The following is a 19,916-nucleotide window of genomic DNA, read 5'->3' on the forward strand; positions in this document are numbered from 1 at the left end:
GCGAGGAGGTAGGGGTCCGGGTAGGGCTTGGTGCGCGAGACCTCGTCGCCTGCGATGGACAGGGTGAAGTGCTGCGGGCCCAGCACGGTCAGGACATAAGGCCTTGGGCCGGGGGCTGCCCGGCGGCACCAGCTTCATGGAGGACTACACCTACCACCTCGGCCCCGGCACCCCGGGTGTCCTGGGCGCCCACATGCTGGAGGTCTGCCCCTCGGTGGCCGCCGCCCGCCCCAGCTGCGAGATCCACCCGCTCTCCATCGGTGGCCGCGAAGACCCGGTCCGTCTCGTCTTCGACGCGGCCGAAGGCCCCGCCGTGTCCGCCTCACCGCCAACGCGGTGGACGTCATAGCGCCCAGCGAGCCGCTGCACCGCCGAACGGCACCGGGATCGCCGCCTGGCACGGCGCGGCCGCGCCGAGCCGAGCCGCATCAGCCTCGAGCACCACCGGCTGATCGGCGGCAGCTTGCGGGATCCGCGTCTCCTCAGAGAGCACCACTGTCGCCCCGGTCAACCGGTCCTCGGGGAGCGGGCAGTCCTCGGCTCAGCAGGTCCACGGCCTCCGTCACCAGGGTGACCACGTCGGGTCCGGAGTCCGGCTGCCAGCAGCTGATGGCGGCCTGGAGGGTCGCGAAGACGGCGGCAGCGGTCGTGCGCACGTGCAGGTGGCTCTGCGGCAGACCGGTGCGGGTCGCCACCGCCCTGGTCACCGCGTCCTCCACGGCGCGGTTGGTCAAGGTGATCCGGGGCAGGAGTTCCGGACGTTCGCGCACCAGGAGCACCCGTTCCAGCCAGATGCTGCCGGTGGCGAGTTCGCTCAGGCGCCCGACGAAGACCGCCGTGATCGCCTCCACCGGTGTCTCCTGCGGGGGACGGGCCGTGATCCGTTCCTCGATCAGCGCGGGTGTCCCCTCCTCCAGCATGAAGGCGGCCTCGTCCTTGCTGGAGAAGTAGTTGAAGAAGGTGCGCGGGGAGACGTCGGCGTCGGCGCAGATGCTCTCCACGGTGACGGCCTCCGGGCCGTGCAGACGGAAGAGGGCCAGTGCGGAACTCTGCAGTGCCCGGTGCGTCGCTCGCTTCTTGCGCTCCCGCAGTCCGCCGGGGCGGTCGCTCGCCATCCGCTCGTCCTCCCTCCACGGACCGGCAGCCACCGGCAGCCACCCGCACATGTGATGAGTGCGTCATTGCAAAAATGCAGTGCTGCAAGTTTACTCTACGGCGGGCCCCCGGGCCACCTGCCGGGCGAGGTCCGTTCCGGCCGCCCTCAGGTGAACGGAGCACTCGTGGCGCAACGTGCGGAACGATCGAAGGGCCGGTCCGTGGTCATGGCCCTGGCCGAGGCGCTGTGGTTCCCGGTGTGCCTGTTCCTGGGCATGCTGTTCGTCTTCGCCCCCGCGCTGCACGCGCCGAAGCCGCACCATGTGAAGGTGGCGGTGGCCGGCTCCGCGGTGGCCGAGCGGGTCGGCGACGCGCTCGGCACCAAGGTGCCCGGCGGGTTCGACGTCACCGCGGTCGCCGACCGGCGCGCAGCACGGCAGGCGGTGCTCGGCCGGGACGCGGTGGCGGGTTTCGTCCAGGACCGGCGGCACCCCGTCCTGTACGTGGCCAAGGCCAACGGCGCCTCCCTGGAGCAGACGCTCACCCAGGTGTTCACCCGGGTCACGGCGGAGAGCCACCGGCACCTGACCGTCACTGATGTGGCGCCCACCGAGAAGCAGGACGAGCTGGGCACCACCCTGCTGTACTTCGCTCTGGCGTGGAGCGTCCCCGCGTATGTGCTGGCGACCACGCTGCTGCGCGCGGTGACCTTCAACCGGCGCAAGAAGCTCCTCACCGTGGCCGGCGTCGCCGCCGGGTACAGCGCCATCGGGTTCTACGCCGGTCTCGGACTGGGCTACATACCCGACGAACCCGCGGCCATGGCGGTCTCCTTCCTGCTCACCACGGCGGTGGCGACGGCCGCGCTGGGTCTCGCCCCGTTCGTCCGCCAGTTCTTCCCGGCCGTGGCCATGGGGCTGTTCATCGTCCTGAGCGTGCCGACCAGCGGTGGCGCCGTGCCCGCCGCGATGCTGCCGCCGTTCTTCCAGGACGTGCACCGCGTGATGCCGCTCGCCAACGGGATCGACGCACTGCGGGGCGTCCTCTACTTCGACGGGGCCGGGGTCGCCGAGCCGGTCCTCGTGCTCTGTGCCTGGTTCGCGGCCGGAGTCGCCCTGCTGGGTCTCGACCTCTGGTTGCGCACGCGCAGGTCCGGCGCCCCGGCGACGGCGGGCGACGAGACCGGCGCGGGCGACGAGGAGACCGGGGTCGCGGACGGCCCGCCGGTCGAGGATCCGGCGCTGGAGACGCGCAGGCCTGCCGGGCTCCCGGTGCACGCTCATCATTTCGGCGAGCCGGTGCCCGTCCTCTCCGGGCGGGTCCAGGACGAGGAGGGCCGTCCGGTCCGCGGTGCGGCCGTGACCGTCATCGACGGACGGGGGCGTCAGCTGGCGCGCAGCGTGACCGACGGGACGGGTGAGTACGCCGTCACCGGTCTCTCCGAGGGACGCCTCAGCGTCGTGGTTTCGGCGACCGCCCTGCATCCGGTGGTGCATCAGACGCTCGTGCGGACCGGGACGACCGCCAGGGCGGACTTCGCCCGGCGCGGCAGGCCGCAAGGGCGCCATGCCAAGCCCGCGCAGGCGGTCGATGCCCGGTCGTGACACGGCCGGACGGTCCCCTCCGCAGCGGTCACCAGGGCAGCTGCCGGGCCAGCCGCATCCGCGCGGTCCGCTCGGCGTCGGCGAACCTGGTGCGTCCTGCCTCGGTCAGCTCCACCTCGACCGTCCTGCGGTCGTCGGACCGGCGATTGCGTTCGATCAGCCCGGCTGCCTGAAGGCTCTTCAGGAGCGAGGACATCCGGGTCCCCGACTCCTGGAGGAACGCCGTCAGCCGCGTCACGGGTACGGGCCGGCTCCCGGCCCCGGCCAGGGCGCCGAGGATGAGACAGTCGTGAAGCGACAGGCCGTGCGCGGCGCGCGACTCGCCGTGCAGCAGGCCCAGGCTCCACAGGACGGGCGGCGCCTGCCCCGGTGTGTCCGCCGGGACGTGGTCGGTCATGTGTCCTCCCCAGGCCGGGTCCTGCGGTCGCGACGTCGCGGCCACCGTTCACAACCGGGTCCTCGGCGAGGCCGATGGCGCGCCGGGCGGACACGAAGCCCTCGGATCGGGACACGTCGTCTCAGGACACGTCGGCGCCGCGGCGGCGGATGTCCGGATATGAGGCCGATGTGGCATAGAAGGCCGTGCGTCCCCTTCCCCTCCCGGAGCTAGCGTCGACAAGGCGACGCGGTCGCACAGCCCGGGCTCTGGAACGGGAGCCGGACGAGGACCGCGCCGGGACCGGACGGCTCACACAAGGAAGAAGGCGTTCCGCGCCATGGCCTCGCAATCGGACACTGCCCGAACGGTGTTTCACGGACTGGACTTCGGACTCAACACCTGGGTGGTGGACGAGCAGCGGCAGCGTTACCTGCACGACCCCGGCCCGCTACGTCGAGCAGGTCCGGATGGAAGCCGCCCAGGCGATGCTGGAGGGGAGCGACGACCCCATGGCCGTCGTGGCCCGGCGCACGGGCTTCGGCTCGCCGGAGTCGCTGCGCCGGGCCTTCACCCGCACCTGGGCGTCACCCCCGGTGCCTACCGGGCGCGCTTCCGCACCACGAACGGCCCTGGTTCCGCAGCCCGTTGACGGCGCGGGTGGGGGAGCCGCGGGCGGTGCGGCTAGGGCGCGGTGCGGTAGAACCCGGCCGCGGTGACGGTGGGCGGCACGCCGAGTTCGGCGGCGACCGCGCTGATCGCGGCCTCCCCGACCGCGAGGTCCACCTGGCCGTCGGTGGTGTAGTGCGGTGCGATGAAGGTGTCGTAGTGGGCCCTGACCTCGTCCGGTGTGTGGCCACCGAGGAACGTGTGCATGTGCCGCACGGTGGTGTCGGGGTCCTCGTGGATCACCTTCAGGGCCCGCCGGTGCGCTCGCAGGACGGCCTGGACCGCCGGGTCGTCGGGGTCGGTGCGGCTGGTGTCGACCGCCAGGCCCACGGTGGGGATCCGGAAGTGGTCGCCCACCCAGGCCAGTACCCGCCACCCGTGTTCGGCGGCCACCGCCTCCGGCGCCATGGTGCTGCCGACCAGTGCGGCGTCGATCTCGTCGGCGCGGAGCCGGCGCAGGTCCATGCCGTAGTCGCCAGGAGCCCGGACGACCGTCCGGATGTCACGGTCCGGATCGAGGCCGGCCCCGCGCAGCACGATCCGGGCGAAACACCCCGGGGCGGTGCCCGGGGCGTGCACCGCCAGCCGCCGGCCCGCCAGATCGGACAGGGAGTCCAGGCCGGGCCGGGCGAGGAACCAGAACAGCGGGCGGTGCGTGTTGACGGTGAGCGCGACCCAGGGCGTGCCGCCGGTCAGCCGGGACAGCAGGGCCCGGCCGAGCCCGATGCTGGCGCCGCCGCGCAGCCGCTCCTCGTCCCAGGCACAGCCGTCGCGCAGCGCCACATGGACGCCTTCATCGGCGTAGTAGTCCTCCTGGTCGGCGATGTAGGCGACCAGTTCCTCGTGCAGGCCGCGCCCGACGTAGGCGAGATCGATCGTGTCCATGAATACATGTCCTTGAATACGTGTCCTTGGCCGGGTCGCGAGGTGTCAGTACATGGCCATACCGCCGTTGACCGCGGCCGTCGTGCCGGTCATGAACGCGCTGTCCTCGTCGGCGTAGAAGGCGACGGCTCGGGCGACGTCGGCCGGGTGTGCCAGGCGGCCCAGGGGAGTGGCGGCCACCTGCCGCTGCCTCGTCGCGTCGTCCAGCACGTCGTCGGCGGTCCGGGACTCCACCGGTCCGGGCGACACGATGTTGACCGTGATGCCCCGCGGACCGAGTTCCTGCGCGAGGTACCTGGCGAACTGCTCCAGCGCGGCCTTGGACGTGCCCAGTGCGATCATGCCGGCCCGCGGCCGACGGCTGAGGCCGGTACCGAGGTAGACGACGCGTCCCCAGCCCTGTGCGGTCATGTGCGGCAGGACGGCCTTGGTGACGGCGAACGCGGCGCGCATCTCCGCGTCGAGTTTGCCGCCCAGTTCCTCCCACGTCATGTCCTGGAACGACCTGACGGCGTAGGGGATGAGCGCGTTGTGCACCAGCACATCGACGCCGCCCCATGCCGCCCGCACCTGCTCGACCATGTTCCCGACGGCGTCGACCTCGCGGACGTCGGCCCGTACGGCCATGGCCTGGCCGCCGGCCGCCTCGATGCCGGCCACGACCTCCTCGGCAGCCTTGGTGTTGCTGAGGTAGTTGACCACCACGCGCATGTCCCGTTCGGCCAGGACGCGCGCGGTGGCCGCGCCGATTCCGCTGCCTGCTCCGGTCACCAGGGCCACCCTGCCGGCCTTCCCGGTCATGGGCTCACCTCCTCGCCGTCGTCACGGGCTGCCGGAATGACCGCCCCGAGCGGTTCGGCGCCGCCACCCGCGCGGGTGGGGCGGACCGCCCCGTAGAGCACGGTGTCGACGGTGGCCCGCAGCAGCTCGGCTGCGGTCCGGTCCGTCTCGTGCGGGAGGCGGGAGGTGAACAGCCGCTCCAGCGCCCCGCGGGTGATCTCACCGAGCAGTTCGGGAGGTGCCTGGAGCAGCCCCTGCCGGTGCCCGTGCCGGAACAGCTCGTCGATGCGCCGATAGATCACCGTGTCCACGCGCTGCTCCACGTACTGCCGCAGCATCGCGTCGCCGCCACGTCCGGTGGCGAGCTGAGCGGCGCCGATCCGGCCGAGTTCGGTGCCCGCGGCGACCAGGAACCGCCGGACCCGTACGTCGAACGGCTGCCCTTCCGCGCTGTCGGCGGCCGCCGCCAGCGTCTCCTCGACCGCCGAGAACCGCCGGTCCAGCACCGCGGCCAGCAGGCTGCGCTTGTCCGGGAAGTGGCGGTAGATCGTCTTCTTGCTCATCCCGAGCTCACGAGCGAGTTCGTCCATGCTCATGGGCGCGCCCGGCGCGAAGAACAGTCGGCCGGCCACCTCCACGATCACATCGGCACGCCGCTCGTCACCGTCGGAAACTTTCGAAACTACATCAGTTTCCATGGTTTCCATCGTGGATCCACGCCTCCCCGCTGTCAAACGTCCCTGGGTGATCGAAGCCGTCCTCTTCGGGCCCTGCCGGGTTCCTCGTACGAGAGGGATACCCGCCGAAACGGAGCAGGACGACGTCGTCGGCGCCTCGCACTGCGCCCAGCATGACAAGCTGTGCTTGCCCATTCCCCGAACCCAGGAGGTCACCATGACCGCAGAGCCCGTATCTACGGAAGGTTCGGAGCCGGCAGCCCCGGAGATGTCCCCTCTGGAGCCGGACAGCGAGGGCAACTACGACCTCAAGCGCAAGTTCCGCGAAGCGCTGGCGCGCAAGCGCGGTGCGCAGGCGGACGCCGCTGATGTTGCCGCCAAGTCAGATGCGTCGAAGGTGCGTTTGGCGCACGGCCCGGCTGCGAGCCAGCGGTCGTTCAGGCGCAAGAGCGGCGGCTGAGTCGATGAGTCCCGCGATCTGACGCATGCCTCCCGTGCAGTGGCCCGCGAGGTGCGCATGCCCGTGCGCGCGTCGCGGGCGGGGCGTAACCGGCGGACTCGCCAGGGGGACGGCCCGATGCGACTGGCTCGGGTCGGTGACACCGCGGAACGGGAATTCCGAGACGAGGGAACTGCCTGGTCCGAGGGCACGCGGCCGGTGCCGCGCAGGTGGCGTGCCCCTTCCGTTCTCCGCCCTGCTGCGGCTGATCGGCGCACAGTCGGTCGCGTTCCCGGCAGCGGTCGCCTTCGTGCCCACCGGCGACGTGCAGGTGCCGCCCTGCCCCGAGTGGACGCTGTGCGATCCGGTGCACCCTCTGGGCGGGGTACACCGTCGCTGCGTCACCGGCTCCTCCCGCGGCTTCGGCCGCGAGTTCGCGCAGGCGGCCCTGGAACGCGGCGACATGGCCGTCGCCCGCAACACCGACTTCCTCGCGGACCTGTCGGCCGCCCGCGGCGAGGGGATCCGCCTCGTCGAGCCCGGCGGCTTCGCCATGGACCGGTCCCGGCGTGCCCGACCTCGATGCGGGCGGGGCACGGCCGGAACCGGGAACCATGCCGACGGGCTGGGGCTCAGGCGTCGATGATGACGGGGATGATGAGGGGCTTGCGGCGATAGGTGCGGAACGCCCAGTTCGCCACGGCGCGGGCGACGAGTTGTTCGAGTTGGCGGGCGTCTCCGACGCCTTCTTCGGCCGCGGTGGCCAGGGTCTTCTCGATGACGGGGATGACCGGCTCGAAGGTGGTGTCGTCGTGGACGAAGCCGCGGGCCAGGAAGTCGGGGGCCTCGGCGAGGGCGCCGGTGTCCGCGTCGACGATCGCCACCACCGTGACCACGCCTTCGGCGGCGAGGGCGAGGCGGTCCTTGAGGGACGCCTCGGTGGCGCCGCCGACTTCCATGCCGTCCACGTAGACGTTGCCGGCGGGGACCTTGCCGGTGATGGACGCGCGCCCGTCCACCAGGTCGACGACGACGCCGTCCTCGGCGATGACGACCCGTTCGGGGTCGACACCGGTACGGATGGCCAGGTCGGCGTTGGCCCGCAGGTGGCGCCATTCGCCGTGCACGGGCATGACGTTGCGGGGTTTGACGATGTTGTAGCAGTAGACGAGTTCGCCGGCGCTGGCGTGCCCGGAGACGTGCACCTTGGCGTTGCCCTTGTGGACCACGTGGGCGCCCCACCGGGTGAGTCCGTTGATCACCCGGTAGATGGCGTTCTCGTTGCCGGGGATGAGGGAGCTGGCGAGCAGGACGGTGTCGCCCTCGCCGATGCGGATCTGGTGGTCGCGGGTGGCCATGCGTGACAGCGCGGCCATGGGTTCGCCCTGGGAGCCGGTGCACACGAGCGTGATCTTGTGGTCCGGGAGCTTCTCCAGCTCTTTCGTGCTCACGACCAGACCGGAGGGGACCTTCAGATAGCCCAGGTCACGGGCGATGCCCATGTTGCGGACCATCGACCGGCCGACGAAGGCGACCTTGCGGCCGTGCTGGTGGGCGGCGTCCAGGACCTGCTGGATGCGGTGCACGTGGCTGGCGAAGCTGGAGACGATGACCCGGCGCGGCGCGGTGCGCATCACCTGCTCGATCGCCGGGTTCAGCTCTCGCTCGGAGGTGGTGAAGCCGGGTACTTCGGCGTTGGTGGAGTCGGTGAGGAACAGGTCCACGCCCTCCTCGCCGAGGCGGGCGAAGGCGCGCAGATCGGTGATGCGGTCGTCGAGAGGGAACTGGTCCATCTTGAAGTCGCCGGTGTGCAGCACCATCCCGGCCCGGGTGCGGATCGCGACCGCGAGGCTGTCGGGGATGGAGTGGTTGACCGCCACGAACTCGCAGTCGAAGGGCCCGAAGCCACGCCGGTCGCCCTCCCGCACCCGCACCGTGCGCGGCCGGATTCCGTGTTCCTTGAGCTTGGCCTCCAGGAACGCCAGCGTCAGCTTGGAGCCGACGACGGGAATGTCGGACCGCTCGCGCAGCAGGTACGGCACGCCGCCGATGTGGTCCTCGTGGCCGTGGGTGAGGACCACGGCCACGATGTCGTCCAGCCGGTCCCGGATCGAGGTGAAGTCCGGCAGGATCACGTCCACCCCGGGCTGGGTCTCCTCGGGGAACAGCACGCCGCAGTCGACGATGAGCAGCTTGCCCGCGTGCTCGAAGACGGTCATGTTGCGGCCGATCTCACCCAGGCCGCCCAGGGCAGTGACCCGCAGCCCTCCTTCGGAGAGGGGAGGCGCGGCTTTCAGGTCGGGGTGCGGATGACTCATAACCTGACGGTACCCGGAGATCGGGACAGCGTGATCCATCGCGTGTGTGATCCAACGAGCGCTCGATACGATCTGCCGCCGAAGACGTACTGGCGCTCAGGTCGGCATCGAGGGCCGAACGTGATGTCGACCTGCGCGTTCCGTTGTGGTCGGGAAGAGGCGAGGCCGGAATGCCGGGCCGCCGGGGCAGGCGAACGGGCCGGGGACGATCCGTCTCACGAGGCCATCCCCGACCTCATCCCGTACCGGCGCTCTGCCACGGCAGGCCCAGGGAGAGCAGCCGTCGACCAATTCGTTCTCCGGCTTGTCCGCAGCGGTTCGGGTCCAGGAACGGCGCAGGCACGCCCGCGCGAGCGGCCGACCCGCCGCAGGAACGCGTTCCCCGGTGCGAAATACTCTCCCGATGGGTTCACGTCTTCCCCGGTCAGACAGCCGATCACGATACGGAGGGCCCTCGCACGGGATGCCAAAAGGCTCACGCGGCTCGTGCGTGGCTCAGGCGCCTACGCGGGTAAGTACGCAGCCGCCGTCGCGGGCTACCGGGTCGGTCCTGATTACATCGAGGCCCACCGCGCCTTTGTCGCCGTCGGCGCCGACGAGCACGGAGGCCGTGTCCTCGGGTTCTACTCGCTCGTCCTCGTTCCACCGGAGCTCGACCTGCTGTTCGTCGCCGACGACGCGCAAGGACGGGGTATCGGACGGCTGCTCGTGGCGCATATGCAGTCCGAGGCGCGTGCCGCAGGGCTCGACCGTGTCAAGGTCGTGTCGCACGTTCCGGCCGAGGGCTTCTACCACCGCGTCGGTGCGGTGCGGACGGGGACCGCGTTCGCGAACCCGCCCGTCGTGCCGTGGGACCGTCCCGAATTCGAGTTTCGCATTCCTTCGGAATGACGCGGTCAGGCCGGCGCCACGCTCCACCGCATCGTCTTCACCTGCTTGCGGCCCGAGAGGTCTTCCACCTGGTCCCTCACTGGGCACCACCTGGCACAGGTTGTAGAGACCGTCCAGGGACGTCTACGCCAGTCCAGCGCGGGCATGAAAGCCCAGTTCAAGGCATCCTGGGCCGCGGGGGTGCCCGTATGTCCTCGGTCAAGGGAAACGGGGTGCGTCGGGTCGGCGACCCGGGCAGCATGGCGGGGTGAGCGATCTTCTGCGGGATGACGTGAAGTGCTTCTTCGGCCTTGACTTGATGGGGTCGTTGCCGGGACGCCCAGGGCTCCTTCTGTCCCCTCGGTGACCGGGCCGGCCTGCTCAAGGAGCCCGAAGCGGACCAGGCCCTGGAAGTTCCGCGGGAAGACCTGGTCAGACATGCCGACGGGCCGCTCGATGACGACGCCGCGATGCTGCTCCTGCGGTACCACGGTCACGTGGAAGGAAAATCTGTTCCCATCGCGTGAGGGAGCGCCGACTTCGGCACGGTAAAAAGGACCTATGCCGGAGCACGAGACCCCATCGGGGGCCATGGACGATGTCGACGCGGTCACCAGGGCGGTGCTGACCGCCTCCCGCCTGCTGGTGGCGGTCTCCGCCCGTTCCCTCGGCGAGGTCGAGGAGCGGGTGACCCTGCCGCAGTTCCGGATGCTGGTCGTGCTCGCCACCCGAGGGGCCACCAAGCTGGTGGTGCTCGCAGACCTCCTCCAGGTTGCGCCGTCCACCGCGATGCGCATGGTCGACCGGCTCATCGCGGCCGGGCTCGCCGACCGCCAGACCAACCCCGACAACCGCCGCGAGACCCTGCTACAGCTCACCGACGAGGGCCGACGCACCGTCGAGTACGTCACCGCCCGGCGCCGCTCCGAGATTGCGGCGATCGTCGCACGGCTCGGTCCCACGCAGCGGCTCGCGCTGATCGAGGCACTGGGTGCCTTCAACAGGGCGGGCGGCGAGCCGCCGGCGGCCCCCGCCGCCGACCATCCGGATCCGCACCCGCTCGGCTGGGTCGTGGACGAGGCGATCGTCCACGACATGTGACCCGCACGGGTAGGAATCCCAGAGCACGTTCGACCGGGCCCCGTTTTCGGACACATCTTTTCCGGTAACGCAAGGGAATTGTGAACACCGGCCGCGCGACCCGCTCTGGGGCGCGTGGCCTGCGCGCAGGTCCGGCTGAGACCGCGCGGTCGCATGGCACGGGCGCCGGAAGTGGGGGCGCGGGGCTGTGCGGCGGGTGGGTGAGGTCCAGGACGGTGTCGTTGGCCAGGTCGGCGTGCTGACGCACCAGGGTGTTGGTGGTGCTGGCGCGGATCTTGGCAATGGTCGGGAAGATCTGGCCGTGGGTGACGCGCATGATGTTCGCCGCGGTGGAGTCGAACTGCTGGGCGGACTGCGCCGCCGAGTTCGCGACGAACTGCTGCTGTTGCGGGGTCGCCTGGTTGGGCAGCGTGATGTTCAGCATGGGCGCGATCCTGCGGCACAGCTCGTCCAGCCCGGCGTGCCCCACGATCAGGTGCTTGCCGGCTTCCTTCATCTCCGCCGTCGAGCCCTTCTCCGTCCCCACTGGGTGTGGGCGATGATCCGGGACGGCTCGGAGGACGTGGTCTGGACGCCGAGCATGCCGGGTAGACGAGGGCGGCCAAGGTGGCGGAGAGCGCCCCGCCGACGACGAGGGCTCCGATCGAGTTGCGGGCAATGGGCATGCAGGATCCCTCCTGGCGCGAGCAAAGCGTTCGCCAAGAGGTAGCGGGGGACGCGTCCATCGATCATTGCGCAAGGTAAAACTTGCATGCTGCTATATGGCGGTCGGTCGGGCCGCGTCATCCCGCGGTCGGCGACGGCGTCGGGGACGCCGCCGAGGAGCCCTCCGAGGTGACGGCCGGACCGGTCGGCACTCCCTCGGTCGACAGCCCGGGAGGTACCGTGAGGACGACCTGGGGTGCGCCCCCCTGCGGCACGGGCGGGGTGACCTGGGCGGCGGGGAGCTTCGGCGGGGTCGTTATCTGGAAGTTGACCTGGTCGTAGTTGACCAGTCCGGTCTTCTCCATCTGTGTGATGTGGTCCAGGACCACGTCGTTGGCCTGGTCGGCGAGGGCGCGCACGAGGGTGTTCTCGGTCGTGGAGCGGACCTTCGCGATGGTGTTGAAGATCGAGCCGTGGGTGACACGCAGGATGTTGGCGAAGTCGATGTCGAACTGCTTGCCCTGGTCCGACTGGAACGTCGCCAGAAAGCCCGCCTGCTGTGGCGTCGGTTGGTTGGGGATGGTGATGTTCAGCATGGGTGCGATCCTCCGGCAGCTGGCGTCGAGTGCGGCATGCCCGATGACCAGGTGCCTTCCGGCTTCCCGCACGGCCGCGGTCGTCCCCTTCTTCATGGCCAGATCCCCCGAGGGCCCCTCCCAGAGTCCGGCGGAGCGTACGAAGACGACGAAGTTGCGGTCGGACTCGGTGAGCGGCCCCCACTGGGTGTTCGCGAGGATCCGGGACGCGTTGGAGGAGGTGGTCTGGATGCCCAGCATGCTCGGGTAGACGAGGGCCGCGAGGGTGGCGGCGAGTGCCCCGCCGACGGCGAGGGATCCGATCGTGTTGCGCGAGATGGGCATGGTGCCTCCTGGTGCGGACCGTGTGGCTGTCCGGATGTACGGAGGCGACAGGGAAAGAAGACCTTTGCGCTAGGTAAAGATTGCATGATGCCATCCAGGTTGGGTGCCGGACGGAGGCCGACTCGGGCGGACGCGGTCACATCCGTTCCTTCCGGCCGGCGCGTACGAGCCGGCTGTTGACGGGCCAGGCCGTGAAGCAGCCGATGATCATGGCGAGCTGCATCAGCAGCCAGTACGCGGCTGTGGTCTTCGCCAGTCCGGGCGCGAAGAGTGCCTCCTGGTAGACCCACATGCCTGCGAACAGGCCGATCTGGAACGACACGATGGAGAACGTGTCGGCCTTGACGGCGGCCCACAGTCCCTGGGCAGACGCCGATGTCGCGCATGGGGGCGATGGTGAAGTACTGGAAACCGATGCCGAGCGGCCAGGCGAGGGTGAAGTCCATCAGGAAGTCGGCGTGCAGCGACTTGCCTGCGACGGTCATGCCGGTCGCCCGCACCAGCCACTCGCCGACGATGTCGCCGAGGATGCACCCCGCACCGCAGTGACTGATGGCCTTGGCCGAGGACACCCATCGCACGGGGCTGCCGGACCCCAGTACAGGGCCGTGATCGGGTAGACCAGATGCATGATCCACATGTGCTGTCGGTATCCGCGGAGGGCCGTGTCGGCCGCGATCGCGAGCGTGCTCACGGCGGCGAGCGCCAGACCGGCCCGGCCCAGTGCCTCCAGCCGGCCGGGCGGTTGGTGATGCGGCTCCATCGCGGTCACGACTCGTACAGGTGTGCCGTCGCCACCCGTCCCGGCCGCATGATGCGTATCTTGCCGCGCTCGCAGGCCGGGCAGCGGGGCGACTGCAGCGGTGACGGGACGGCCCTGCCGCCGAGGTGGTACGTGGCGATGACCCGCCCCTGGTCGTCCACGGTCACGTCGATGTCGTACGTGGCTTCCCAGCCGTGTCCGCAGTCGAGGCAGGCGAACGAGTAGGCATGCCGGGTGTGCTCGCTGTGCATGGCACCTCCTGGAGTGATGTCACCCTTCGGGGCCCCAGTACCCATTTTTGCATAATGCAAAATAAGGGCGGAGGTCACCGGACCCGGGCGGACCGCGTGCGGTCGTGGGCTCAGGCCGTGGTGTGCACTGCGCGCAGCGCACTCTGGTGGCTGAGCCAGCCCACCGGCTTTCCCTGCTCGGAGTCGAGGACCGGTACGCCGGTTCCCGCGGCCGACAGCAGGGTGTGCAGGGCGTGGGCGAGCGGCTGGTCGGCCACCACGGGCAGGGGCGCCTCGGCGAGCTGTCCGACCCGTGTCGGTGCGTCGTCCGGCTGTTCGGCGAGGGCCTCGGCCACCGCCTGGGCGGTGACCACGCCGACATAGGCTCCTGCGTCGTCGACGACCGGGAGCGCGCCGTGGCCAGAGAGACGGAGCAGATCCACGGAGTCCGCGAGCGTCGTCGATGCGGACAGCGGGGACGGCAGGGGCTCCATCACGGCACCCACCCGCTGGCTGCCGATCCGCGCACCGGGGGCGGGTCCCTCCAGGTCGATGCCCCGCCGTCGCAGCTTCAGGGTGTAGATGGTGTCCCGGGTCAGCAGGCGGCTCGCGGCGGTGGCCAGGACGATCGCCAGCATCAGCGGCAGGATGATCGAGTATTCGCCGGTGAGCTCGAAGAGGATCACCACGGCGGTGATCGGTGCCCGTGCCGCGCCGGCGAACACCGCTCCCATGCCGACCAGCGCGTAGGCGCCGACAGCACCGGCCGATCCGGGCAGCAGGTGGTGGACGGCTGTGCCGTACGCGGAACCGAGCATCGCCCCGATGAAAAGGCTGGGTGCGAAGACGCCGCCGGAGCCGCCGATGCCGATCGTCAGGCTCGTCGCCAGCATCTTGCCCACCAGCAACAGCAGCAGGAAGCCGATCGCGTAACCGCCCTCGGTCGCCTTCTGCAGGACCGGGTAACCGACGCCGTACATCTGCGGCAGGAGCAGGAGAACCAGTCCCAGTGCCAGTCCGCCGACCGCCGGCCGCAGCCACTCGGGGCCGCGCCACAGCCAGTCGCAGGCGTCCTCGATCAGGTACAGGAACCGGGAGAACCCCACACCGACCACCGCGGCCCCCACCCCGAGCGCGGTGAACAGCCCGTACTGGGCCAGGTGGTCCACCCGGAAGCCGGGAAGCCGCAGGAAGGCGACGTTTCCGAAAGCGGCGCGCCCGATGACACTCGCGGTGACGCTGGCCAGCACGGTGGCGCCGAAGGCTTCCGCGCCGAAGGTGCCCAGGATCAGTTCCATGGCGAAGAACACCCCGGCGAGCGGTGCGTTGAAGGTGGCCGCGATGCCGCCCGCGGCGCCGCAGGCGACCAGCAGTTTCATCCGGCCCTCGGACACCCTCGCCAAGCGGCCGAGGGTGGCACCCAGCGCCGAGCCGATCTGCACGATCGGGCCCTCGCGGCCGACCGAACCGCCCGAGCCGATACACAGGGCGGAGGCCAGCGTCTTGACCACGGCGACCTTCGGGCTGATCCGCCCGCCGCGCTGGGCGACGGCCAGCATCACCTCCGGCACCCCGTGTCCGCGCGCCTCCTTGGCGAACCGATTCATCAGGGGCCCGTAGAGCAGGCCGCCCACTACTGGCGCGAGAAGCACGAAGTACGGGCCGAGCCAGGGCACGTGCGGATTGACCGCGCCGGGAAAGGCCGCGTAGTCCGCGTGACCGGAGAAGAGGCGGGTGAACGTCTTGATGCACCAGCGGAAGACGATCGAGCCCGCACCGGCTCCGGCGCCGACCGCGACGGCCAGCGCCATCATCACCCAGGGCGCGGTGCGCACCGCAGGAAATCCCAGGGCCGGTCTGGTACCGCTCGTCGTACTGCTGGGCACGTGCTTTCCGCCTGTCGCCGCTCGTATGGCACTCATCGCATCCCCTTTATACCTTTGCATTATGCAAAACGAGTCAAGGGGGCGGTGCTGCGGGTGGTGCCCGGGGCGGCGTATTGCGCCCTGTGAGAGTCAGTCTGCTTCGGCGCGGGCCTCGACGTCCTCGATGTCCGTGGGCCGTCCGGCCCGCGTCCACCGGGCGTACAGGGCGCCCGCGACGAGCAGGGTCGCGGCCAGGGAGAGGATGGGCCAGCCGCGCAGCAGGTTCACCGCGAGGGTGAACGCGACGGCCACGGCGGCGAGGCCGTTCATCCAGGCCAGGGCCGACTTCCGCGCCCGGTGGGCGAAGCGTGCCATGGCGAGCAGGCCGACCAGGAAGCTGACGAAGACGGCGACCGCATAGAACAGGACGAGTTCCTGTTCCTGGCCGGCCGCCGCGACGATGATCAGTGCCGCGGCGGCCAGGTAGGCCACGACCGACCAGTAGGGGGTGTGGTGGCGGTTGGTCCGGCCCAGTACCGGCGGCAGCACTCCGGGCCGCTCGGCGGTACCGGACAGGGCCTTCAGCAGTCCGGGGCCGGCCTGGAAGGAGGAGCTGGCGGCGGCGAGCAGCAGCAGCGAACTGGTCAGCTGGAAGGCGCCGTACAGCCAGCCCGGGCCGGCCGCGGCGTGCGCGATGTCGGCGATCTGGGTGGAGTCGGAGCCGGGGATCCCGATGTGCAGGCGCACGGCGAGGGCGGTCAGGGCCAGGGTGAGCCCGCCGACGATGACCAGCAGCAGCGCGAGCGTGCCCCGGCCGAAGCGACGGCGGTGGGTGTCGTCGAGCTGCCCGAGCTGGGCGATCGCGGTGGACGGCGCCTCGATGCCGGTGGCCAGCGCCATGGCGACCGGGAAGGCCAGGACCACTGCCAGCGCGGCGGAGCGGCCCGGGTCGGCCGAGGCGGCCGCATGGCCGGCGCGGTGTGGGGACGTGAAGCCCAGGACGAGAACGGCCACCGAGATCACGACGAAGGCCACGGTCATGACGGCGAACAGCAGCCGCCCGCCGTGCCCGAACCAGGTCAGCCCTGCCACCACCACGAGCAGCAGCAGCGCGAGCGGGATCCGGTACGGGGCCAGGCCGGGAAAGAGGGCGATCACCGCGCTTGCCGCGGCCGCGATGGAGATCCCGATGGTCAGCACGAAGTCGACGACCAGGGCGCCGATGGGCAGGAACGTCCAGCGGGCGCCGAACGCCCGCCCGGCAGCCGCTGCGGCACCGCCGCCCTTGGGGAAGCGCCGTACCAGCTGCCAGTAGTTGGCGGTGACCAGTACGACGAGCCCGATGACCAGGCTCATCGTCGGAAACAGCAACGCGAGGTCACCGTGCAGGGCGCGCAGCGCCGCCTCGATCGCGTACGCGACCGAGGAGACGGGGTCGGCGATCACCGCGAAGGCGAACGCGAAGAACAGGACAGAACGGCGGGGTCCGCGCCGGTCCGGGGCGAGGGACGGGGCGTTCGAGGCGACGGCAGCCGACTTCGAGGGGGTCACGGGAAGACCTTCCTTGACGTGAACCGCCTCGGCGCCTTCCGTCGCCCCGCCGGCCGGGCCCTGCCTTCTTGATACTCCTATGTTCTCGCCGACCAGCTGGCCGGATCCCGCAGTATTGAGGAGGCACTCGCCGGATACGAATGCCTGTGGCGCCCGGTCGTCTCCCGCAGGCAGCGCTCCGCCCGCAGGACCGCCCGCTGGTTCGTCCCCGCCACGCCCCGGCAACTGCGGCTGCGCCGACTCGCCCTGCGGCTCGCCGACCTCCCGGTGACGGGCAACGTCGTCGGCATGGCACTCGCCGGCAGACAACGGCCGTATCTGCGTCAATTCGCGGCGGTGCCGCCCTGGTCGAGGACGGCGAAGTCGACCGGGCCACACTCACCTCCGGCCAAGTCGACGTGAACAGCGAGGAGTTCCGGCGAGCAGACCCAGCGGGCGGAGAGTTGGATGTCATCAATCCCCAGGCCCGGCCCGAGCCTCGTCACCGCTCGCCTGCGCGAAGCCCTGGAGACCGCCGACTGCCTGCTGCTGGCCGATCTCCTGCACCCGAACGTGCACGGGAGTCCGCCCGGAGGGGGCGAGACCGGCTGCCACACCCGCTCCCACGTGCTGAGCCGGTTTGCCCGCTTGCACGCGCTCGGACTGCGGGCGAGCGCCGAGGAGACCTTCACCTGTCCGATGGCCGCCGTCCTCGGGCTGCGGATTCTCGGCCCGGTGGCGCCGGCCGACCCGCAGAGCGTGGGCTACCACGTCTTCGGCGTCACCGGCGGCCTGATCACAGGTATCACCGGTTACACGGACCGCGCCCAGGCGCTGGAGGCGGCCTTCGCCGGGACCACCGGCAGGTCAGGCTGAGGTGACCCGGGCCCGGAACCGGATCAGTCCGGCCGCGCCGAACCGAAGGACCACCGGTGGTGTGTCGCGCGCTGACGCCTCGCACGTGATGCAGCAGGACGCGTGGTCCGTCCGCGGCGCCGAACGTGACATTGGTCCCGCTCGTCACCAGGATTCCGGTGGTGGAGAGTGATCGGTCGCCGTCGTCGTTCCGGACGGTCATGGCGAGCGGGGTGTCACCGAAGCGGTCGAGACGCGCGACGGCGCCCGTGACCGTCAGGTCGACCTCGCCGGCGACGACCACATGAACGCTGCCGGGAGCGGCCGTACCGCCGGTGCTCGGGGAAGCGGTGTCGGCAGTGTGGGCGGAGGAGTTGTCAGCGCAGCCTGTGGTCGCAACGGACCCCGGCCGCATTCAGGATGACCAGGACGACGGTCTGCAGGGCGATGCCGCGCGATGCCGCCAAGGATGTTGCCGACGGCGGACGTCCAGCTGACCGGCCAGGAGACGCTCGGCCAGTACGTCGGTGGTGTCGGACAGCTTGATGCCCGCATACCAGATGACGGCCGCGCTGAGCACGAACAACAGCAGCAGCACCACAGAGCTCGAAGATCCCCTGCGGCGGCGAGTACCCGCCCGGGATAACCGAGCTGGCATGGGCCTGCCCATGGGAAGGTCAAACGGGCAGACCGGGACGGGCGGTGCCGACGGTGTGAACAGACCGGCTTGCTGTCTGCACTTCGCCGAGTGGCAGGCGCAGCGCCTTGGCAAGTTCCGTCAATTCGTCCGACGTCGGCTGGATGGGGCCGGCCGTGCCGTCTTCGGCGAATGCCTTGATGCGAGGGGTGCGGATGCCGGTGGCGTAGGCGACCGCGTCGACGCTCATATGCTGTTCGCGCATCGCATCGGCAAGCAGTTCGGCGAGGTGCATGGGTCAACCTCCTTCGGGCCGGCAGCATCGGGTGACGACGGTCCTTCCCGCTCCTGCCGACCGACTGGGTGCATTCCCTGCGTATGCCCACATCGCGTCAGCGTATGAGCGGCGGTTGAACCTCGGTAAGCGCCTGTCTGCTGCCCGGCACGACCGCGCTGCCACGCGGGACACGGCGGCGACCGTCCACCTGGACGAGGACGCAGGGGTCAGCGTTCGAATGTGCCGGTCAGTCGGCCGCGGGCGAGGACGGGTGCGGTGATGGCGGGCAGGAGGGCGCGGGGCCGCGCCCGGTTCGGTTGCGCTGTGTCGGGGGTGCTTTCCACGCGGGTGGCGAGGGCGAACAGCTGGAAGACGTAGTGGTGCGGCCCGTGGCCTTTGATGGGTCCGGGGCCGTGGTATCCGCGACCGATGCTGGAGCGCAACAACTGCACTCCGGCGGCCGGCTTCCGTGCGTCGAGGGCACCGGGCTCCAGGTCTCGGGCTGCCGGGTCGATCAGGGCGGCGCAGTGCACAGCGGGCTTGGCCATGGGGACGTCGATGTCCTCCATGACCAGGAGGAGTTGGGCGGTGCCGGCCGGCGGCGGGGTCCAGGCCAGATGGGGGGACAGGTTGTCGCCACCGATGTTCTTGAGGCAGTGCTCCAGCGGGAGGGAGTCTCCGTCGCCGAAGTGCCGACTGGTGAGGGTCAGCGACTCGGCACTGTGCAGATTGGGCAGATTCCACGCTATGTGGGTCTCGCCTGCTCTGCGGTTGTTCAGGATGCGGCCCAGCAGAGTCATCGCGTTGCCTCGATCATGTCGATGATTCCCGTGACGGTGGTGGTCTCGCCGAGTTTCGGGAAGACGCGTTCGGTGCTGTGGCGGTGGGCATCGGCATCAGGGTCGCTCATGGCGTCGGTGGCCAGGACGACGTGGTAGCCGTAGTCGGAGGCCGAGCGCGCGGTCGACTCCACGCCTGAGCTGGTCGCGATTCCGGCGAGCACGATCTGGGTGACGCCCAAGTCCCGCAGGAGGGTGTCGAGCCCGGTGTCGTGGAATGCGCTGCGCCGCCGTTTGGTGATCAGGTGGTCGGTCGGCTGGACGTCGAGTTCGTCGATGAGGTCGGCCCAGCCGGATGGCAGCGCGGCGCTGCTCCCGGACCGTCGGGCTTCGGTGCGTCCCGGCGCGCGTCCGGTGACGTTGACCAGGACCACGGCCAGGCCGTGCCGCCGGAACTCGGTCGTCAGGTGCGTCGCCTGCTTGACGGCGGCAGCCGCCTGGCTGTCGGTGTGGGCCGCGACTATGCCCTTTTGCAGGTCGATCACGACGAGCGCGGGCGTGGGATCGATCGTTGTCAGTGCCATGGGTGTTTCTCCTGTGG

The 19,916-nt window shown here is 70.5% G+C and carries 22 protein-coding genes and 5 pseudogenes; 9 read left to right on the plus strand and 18 right to left on the minus strand.

Annotated features, from left to right (window positions below):
• Positions 1–95 (minus strand): annotated as a pseudogene (locus ABZ646_RS02075) (HAD family phosphatase); the annotation flags it as partial.
• Positions 96–97: 2 nt separating this feature from the next.
• Between ABZ646_RS02075 and ABZ646_RS02080 the strand changes: the two are divergent.
• A pseudogene (locus tag ABZ646_RS02080) lies at positions 98–366 on the plus strand (L-arabinose isomerase); the annotation flags it as partial.
• Positions 367–482: 116 nt separating this feature from the next.
• Here the strand turns inward: ABZ646_RS02080 and ABZ646_RS02085 are convergent.
• The gene (locus ABZ646_RS02085) at positions 483–1,115 is read right to left on the minus strand and encodes a TetR family transcriptional regulator (RefSeq protein ID WP_360511993.1); all 633 of its coding nucleotides are present in this window, start codon (positions 1,113–1,115) and stop codon (positions 483–485) included.
• Between the two features lie 165 nt (positions 1,116–1,280).
• Between ABZ646_RS02085 and ABZ646_RS02090 the strand changes: the two genes are divergently transcribed.
• Complete coding sequence (locus tag ABZ646_RS02090; protein ID WP_360511995.1) at positions 1,281–2,699, plus strand: carboxypeptidase regulatory-like domain-containing protein; 1,419 nt, start codon at positions 1,281–1,283, stop codon at positions 2,697–2,699.
• A gap of 28 nt (positions 2,700–2,727) precedes the next feature.
• Here the strand turns inward: ABZ646_RS02090 and ABZ646_RS02095 are convergent, their stop codons facing one another.
• A complete protein-coding gene (locus ABZ646_RS02095; RefSeq protein ID WP_360511997.1) occupies positions 2,728–3,096 on the minus strand; it encodes a MarR family winged helix-turn-helix transcriptional regulator in 369 nt (122 codons plus the stop codon).
• A gap of 467 nt (positions 3,097–3,563) precedes the next feature.
• Between ABZ646_RS02095 and ABZ646_RS02100 the strand changes: the two genes are divergently transcribed.
• The gene (locus tag ABZ646_RS02100; RefSeq protein WP_360512085.1) at positions 3,564–3,794 is read left to right on the plus strand and encodes a hypothetical protein; all 231 of its coding nucleotides are present in this window, start codon (positions 3,564–3,566) and stop codon (positions 3,792–3,794) included.
• Here the strand turns inward: ABZ646_RS02100 and ABZ646_RS02105 are convergent.
• From ABZ646_RS02105 to ABZ646_RS02115, 3 genes are read right to left on the minus strand one after another with little or no spacing between them, the layout of a single operon-like run.
• A complete protein-coding gene (locus tag ABZ646_RS02105; protein WP_360511999.1) occupies positions 3,760–4,629 on the minus strand; it encodes an ABC transporter substrate-binding protein in 870 nt (289 codons plus the stop codon). The two genes, ABZ646_RS02100 and ABZ646_RS02105, sit on opposite strands and share 35 nt — an antisense overlap.
• Positions 4,630–4,674: 45 nt before the next feature.
• On the minus strand, positions 4,675–5,430 hold the full coding sequence (locus ABZ646_RS02110) for an SDR family oxidoreductase (RefSeq protein ID WP_360512001.1): 756 nt from the start codon (positions 5,428–5,430) through the stop codon (positions 4,675–4,677).
• Complete coding sequence (locus tag ABZ646_RS02115; protein WP_360512004.1) at positions 5,427–6,107, minus strand: TetR/AcrR family transcriptional regulator; 681 nt, start codon at positions 6,105–6,107, stop codon at positions 5,427–5,429. The genes ABZ646_RS02110 and ABZ646_RS02115 overlap by 4 nt, the downstream gene beginning before the upstream one ends.
• Before the next feature lie 196 nt (positions 6,108–6,303).
• Here ABZ646_RS02115 and ABZ646_RS02120 point away from each other — a divergent pair, with 196 nt between their 5' ends.
• The gene (locus ABZ646_RS02120) at positions 6,304–6,546 is read left to right on the plus strand and encodes a DUF5302 domain-containing protein (protein WP_360512087.1); all 243 of its coding nucleotides are present in this window, start codon (positions 6,304–6,306) and stop codon (positions 6,544–6,546) included.
• 214 nt (positions 6,547–6,760) lie between these two features.
• Positions 6,761–7,171: a hypothetical protein gene (locus ABZ646_RS02125; RefSeq protein WP_360512007.1), complete on the plus strand. Its 411-nt coding sequence runs from the start codon at positions 6,761–6,763 to the stop codon at positions 7,169–7,171.
• On the opposite strand, the gene ABZ646_RS02130 is transcribed toward ABZ646_RS02125, so the two are convergent.
• On the minus strand, positions 7,158–8,843 hold the full coding sequence (locus ABZ646_RS02130) for a ribonuclease J (protein WP_360512009.1): 1,686 nt from the start codon (positions 8,841–8,843) through the stop codon (positions 7,158–7,160). The two genes, ABZ646_RS02125 and ABZ646_RS02130, sit on opposite strands and share 14 nt — an antisense overlap.
• 435 nt (positions 8,844–9,278) lie before the next feature.
• Here ABZ646_RS02130 and ABZ646_RS02135 point away from each other — a divergent pair, with 435 nt between their 5' ends.
• The 3 genes and pseudogenes from ABZ646_RS02135 to ABZ646_RS02145 all read left to right on the plus strand — a co-directional run bounded on the left by ABZ646_RS02135 (position 9,279) and on the right by ABZ646_RS02145 (position 10,814).
• Positions 9,279–9,734 carry a GNAT family N-acetyltransferase gene (locus tag ABZ646_RS02135; protein ID WP_360512089.1) on the plus strand — a complete coding sequence of 152 codons (456 nt, stop codon included), beginning with the start codon at positions 9,279–9,281 and terminating at the stop codon, positions 9,732–9,734.
• Positions 9,735–10,045: 311 nt separating this feature from the next.
• A pseudogene (locus ABZ646_RS02140) lies at positions 10,046–10,240 on the plus strand (hypothetical protein); the annotation flags it as partial.
• A gap of 34 nt (positions 10,241–10,274) precedes the next feature.
• On the plus strand, positions 10,275–10,814 hold the full coding sequence (locus tag ABZ646_RS02145; RefSeq protein WP_360512011.1) for a MarR family transcriptional regulator: 540 nt from the start codon (positions 10,275–10,277) through the stop codon (positions 10,812–10,814).
• Between the two features lie 205 nt (positions 10,815–11,019).
• Here the strand turns inward: ABZ646_RS02145 and ABZ646_RS02150 are convergent.
• The 7 genes and pseudogenes from ABZ646_RS02150 to ABZ646_RS02180 form a co-directional block, all read right to left on the minus strand.
• Positions 11,020–11,479: pseudogene (locus ABZ646_RS02150) on the minus strand (DUF4142 domain-containing protein); the annotation flags it as partial.
• 117 nt (positions 11,480–11,596) lie between these two features.
• Positions 11,597–12,379 (minus strand): DUF4142 domain-containing protein, encoded by a 783-nt coding sequence (locus ABZ646_RS02155; protein WP_360512014.1) that lies wholly within the window; start codon positions 12,377–12,379, stop codon positions 11,597–11,599.
• A gap of 136 nt (positions 12,380–12,515) precedes the next feature.
• A complete protein-coding gene (locus tag ABZ646_RS02160) occupies positions 12,516–12,737 on the minus strand; it encodes a DUF4396 domain-containing protein (RefSeq protein WP_360512091.1) in 222 nt (73 codons plus the stop codon).
• 76 nt (positions 12,738–12,813) lie between these two features.
• A pseudogene (locus tag ABZ646_RS02165) lies at positions 12,814–13,017 on the minus strand (DUF4396 domain-containing protein); the annotation flags it as partial.
• Positions 13,018–13,147: 130 nt separating this feature from the next.
• Complete coding sequence (locus ABZ646_RS02170; RefSeq protein WP_360512016.1) at positions 13,148–13,393, minus strand: hypothetical protein; 246 nt, start codon at positions 13,391–13,393, stop codon at positions 13,148–13,150.
• A gap of 110 nt (positions 13,394–13,503) precedes the next feature.
• Positions 13,504–15,183, minus strand: coding sequence for a chloride channel protein (locus ABZ646_RS02175; RefSeq protein ID WP_360512093.1), 1,680 nt, complete (start codon positions 15,181–15,183; stop codon positions 13,504–13,506).
• Between the two features lie 204 nt (positions 15,184–15,387).
• On the minus strand, positions 15,388–16,788 hold the full coding sequence (locus tag ABZ646_RS02180) for an amino acid permease (RefSeq protein WP_360512018.1): 1,401 nt from the start codon (positions 16,786–16,788) through the stop codon (positions 15,388–15,390).
• A 447-nt stretch (positions 16,789–17,235) separates the two neighbouring features.
• On the opposite strand from ABZ646_RS02180, the gene ABZ646_RS02185 reads away from it, so the two are divergent.
• Positions 17,236–17,643, plus strand: coding sequence for a hypothetical protein (locus ABZ646_RS02185; RefSeq protein WP_360512020.1), 408 nt, complete (start codon positions 17,236–17,238; stop codon positions 17,641–17,643).
• 394 nt (positions 17,644–18,037) lie between these two features.
• On the opposite strand, the gene ABZ646_RS02190 is transcribed toward ABZ646_RS02185, so the two are convergent.
• The 4 genes from ABZ646_RS02190 to ABZ646_RS02205 all read right to left on the minus strand — a co-directional run bounded on the left by ABZ646_RS02190 (position 18,038) and on the right by ABZ646_RS02205 (position 19,899).
• On the minus strand, positions 18,038–18,223 hold the full coding sequence (locus ABZ646_RS02190; protein ID WP_360512022.1) for a hypothetical protein: 186 nt from the start codon (positions 18,221–18,223) through the stop codon (positions 18,038–18,040).
• 76 nt (positions 18,224–18,299) lie between these two features.
• Positions 18,300–18,554, minus strand: coding sequence for an XRE family transcriptional regulator (locus tag ABZ646_RS02195; protein WP_360512025.1), 255 nt, complete (start codon positions 18,552–18,554; stop codon positions 18,300–18,302).
• A 209-nt stretch (positions 18,555–18,763) separates the two neighbouring features.
• Positions 18,764–19,336 carry a YbhB/YbcL family Raf kinase inhibitor-like protein gene (locus ABZ646_RS02200; protein WP_360512028.1) on the minus strand — a complete coding sequence of 191 codons (573 nt, stop codon included), beginning with the start codon at positions 19,334–19,336 and terminating at the stop codon, positions 18,764–18,766.
• On the minus strand, positions 19,333–19,899 hold the full coding sequence (locus tag ABZ646_RS02205) for a cysteine hydrolase (protein ID WP_360512031.1): 567 nt from the start codon (positions 19,897–19,899) through the stop codon (positions 19,333–19,335). Before ABZ646_RS02205 ends, ABZ646_RS02200 begins: the two co-directional genes overlap by 4 nt.
• Between the last annotated feature and the right edge of the window lie 17 nt (positions 19,900–19,916).

The sequence above is a fragment of the Streptomyces sp. NPDC007162 genome, from assembly GCF_040634175.1.
Taxonomy (GTDB): Bacteria; Actinomycetota; Actinomycetes; order Streptomycetales; family Streptomycetaceae; genus Streptomyces.

Excerpts from the sequence above, each read along its gene's own strand:
- ABZ646_RS02085 (WP_360511993.1), bottom strand. The coding sequence starts at position 1,115 with ATGGCGAGCGACCGCCCCGGCGGACTGCGGGAGCGCAAGAAGCGAGCG.
- ABZ646_RS02095 (WP_360511997.1), bottom strand. The coding sequence starts at position 3,096 with ATGACCGACCACGTCCCGGCGGACACACCGGGGCAGGCGCCGCCCGTC.
- ABZ646_RS02100 (WP_360512085.1), top strand. The coding sequence starts at position 3,564 with ATGCTGGAGGGGAGCGACGACCCCATGGCCGTCGTGGCCCGGCGCACG.
- ABZ646_RS02105 (WP_360511999.1), bottom strand. The coding sequence starts at position 4,629 with ATGGACACGATCGATCTCGCCTACGTCGGGCGCGGCCTGCACGAGGAA.
- ABZ646_RS02110 (WP_360512001.1), bottom strand. The coding sequence starts at position 5,430 with ATGACCGGGAAGGCCGGCAGGGTGGCCCTGGTGACCGGAGCAGGCAGC.
- ABZ646_RS02115 (WP_360512004.1), bottom strand. The coding sequence starts at position 6,107 with ATGGAAACTGATGTAGTTTCGAAAGTTTCCGACGGTGACGAGCGGCGT.
- ABZ646_RS02120 (WP_360512087.1), top strand. The coding sequence starts at position 6,304 with ATGACCGCAGAGCCCGTATCTACGGAAGGTTCGGAGCCGGCAGCCCCG.
- ABZ646_RS02130 (WP_360512009.1), bottom strand. The coding sequence starts at position 8,843 with ATGAGTCATCCGCACCCCGACCTGAAAGCCGCGCCTCCCCTCTCCGAA.
- ABZ646_RS02145 (WP_360512011.1), top strand. The coding sequence starts at position 10,275 with ATGCCGGAGCACGAGACCCCATCGGGGGCCATGGACGATGTCGACGCG.
- ABZ646_RS02155 (WP_360512014.1), bottom strand. The coding sequence starts at position 12,379 with ATGCCCATCTCGCGCAACACGATCGGATCCCTCGCCGTCGGCGGGGCA.
- ABZ646_RS02170 (WP_360512016.1), bottom strand. The coding sequence starts at position 13,393 with ATGCACAGCGAGCACACCCGGCATGCCTACTCGTTCGCCTGCCTCGAC.
- ABZ646_RS02175 (WP_360512093.1), bottom strand. The coding sequence starts at position 15,183 with ATGGCGCTGGCCGTCGCGGTCGGCGCCGGAGCCGGTGCGGGCTCGATC.
- ABZ646_RS02185 (WP_360512020.1), top strand. The coding sequence starts at position 17,236 with ATGTCATCAATCCCCAGGCCCGGCCCGAGCCTCGTCACCGCTCGCCTG.
- ABZ646_RS02195 (WP_360512025.1), bottom strand. The coding sequence starts at position 18,554 with ATGCACCTCGCCGAACTGCTTGCCGATGCGATGCGCGAACAGCATATG.
- ABZ646_RS02200 (WP_360512028.1), bottom strand. The coding sequence starts at position 19,336 with ATGACTCTGCTGGGCCGCATCCTGAACAACCGCAGAGCAGGCGAGACC.
- ABZ646_RS02205 (WP_360512031.1), bottom strand. The coding sequence starts at position 19,899 with ATGGCACTGACAACGATCGATCCCACGCCCGCGCTCGTCGTGATCGAC.